Below are 437 nucleotides of genomic sequence, written 5' to 3' on the forward strand. Positions count from 1 at the left end.
TGTATTTGGGGTCTGCGTTTCGCTTGTGGGTAGTTATGATGCGCTGGTAGATGTTGTTGGCGGCTTTTCTGGCGGCGTTGATTTGTTTGTTGTTGTGGTTCTGTTTGGGTGGTGGGGTTATTAGGTTGGTGGTGTGTTCGTGTGGGGTTGGGGGGGTGGTGGTGGTGGTGGGTGTTGTGGCGTTGGGTGGGGTGTTTGTGGTGTGGTTGTTGTGGGTGGGGGGGGGGGTGGGGGGGTGGGGGGGTGGTGTTGTGTAAGGAAGGCGGTTTTTTGTCTCCCCCCCCCCCCCCCCCTCCTTTTTTTTTTTTTTTTTTTTGGTTGTGTGGGGGTTTTTGGGTTGTGTTTTGGGTTTTGTGTTTTTTTTTTCTGTGTTTTTTTTTTTCTCCTCCCCCCCCCCCCCCCCCCCCCCCCGGTACTCTAACCAACTGAGCTACCAC

General features: G+C 54.2%; 1 protein-coding gene. It reads right to left on the reverse strand.

Annotated features, from left to right (window positions below):
- Positions 1–437, reverse strand: a 437-nt coding sequence (locus tag ACTHUE_RS20525) for a hypothetical protein (protein WP_440424333.1), incomplete at both ends; no start/stop codon positions are given.

This window comes from Neisseria sp. P0021.S005 (assembly GCF_051956955.1).